This window comes from Vibrio sp. 10N.222.46.A1, assembly GCF_041473595.1.
Classification (GTDB): Bacteria; Pseudomonadota; Gammaproteobacteria; order Enterobacterales; family Vibrionaceae; genus Vibrio; species Vibrio tasmaniensis_A.
This window is the reverse complement of sequence record NZ_JBFRSN010001175.1, coordinates 1-968: the sequence shown is the minus strand read 5'-3', so window position 1 is coordinate 968 and position 968 is coordinate 1. Positions and strand designations below refer to the sequence as shown.

The following is a 968-nucleotide window of genomic DNA, read 5'->3' as shown; positions in this document are numbered from 1 at the left end:
CACCACTCCAATCAAACTCATGGAGCTTTACTGTCACTTCTTTTGAAATGTCTATTGCTGATGAAATTGTTAGAAATAAAGACGCAACAAACACCGATAGTAAGACAATGTTTAATATTATTTTTCTCATAACCTTCGTCCAAAAATTTTGTATATCAAATCAATACTGAGCTAAATAGTAACCTAAGTAATTACCAACATTAAGTAACTCTTTTAACCAGTCAAAAACCGTACATAGTTGATGCCAAAAATGGTGAGCTATACTTGTAAGAGAACATGGTTCATTCGGATAGGCATCATTGGATAGACGAGTTATCGCCGCTTTAAGTGGTTGACATGGCAACCACCTCACCTCAACCATTGTACCGAAAACACTAAAGTTAATTCGAGCTGGAAATGCAGAGTGTTGGGAATTAGTCTTAAGCCAACAAAAACTAAGTGCTACTCTCCACTTTCAAAGTGGGCAAATACTTCTGCACCAGTCATATTTTGTGTTTCATTTTTAAATTCGTAGTATGCGGGCTTTTCATCGATAAATATCTGATGAGTTAATTTGTAGTCATCCCCAGACATCAATAAACCGACAGGAAGGTGATACTGATTATTCGGCACCAAAAAGTAAAACAAGTGAGTACCACATTTACCGCAGAACCCTCTCTCAGCCCACTCGGATGACTTATATCTCACTACATTTGATTCACCTGATATTTTAACTGAGTCAGCGCAATCAATGACTAACATCGGACCGCCAGACCAATTTCTACACATACTACAATGACAAGCCCCCAATTCATTACTGGCGTACTCTACTTCCAACTCAACCGAGCCACATAGGCACTTTCCTTTACCTTTCATGAATCCTCCAATCTTTGCAATGTGTGTAAAATGAATAGCAGATAACGTTTTTTATACCGATGACTTAATAAGAAAAGGCTATTTTTTGTTTCCCTTATCCGACAGATACGCGG

At 37.9% G+C, this 968-nt stretch carries 1 protein-coding gene; it reads right to left on the bottom strand.

All coding sequences use genetic code 11. The features are described from left to right. Positions 1-441: 441 nt before the first annotated feature. The gene (locus AB4496_RS24990) at positions 442-855 is read right to left on the bottom strand and encodes a GFA family protein (protein WP_102258497.1); all 414 of its coding nucleotides are present in this window, start codon (positions 853-855) and stop codon (positions 442-444) included. Between the last annotated feature and the right edge of the window lie 113 nt (positions 856-968).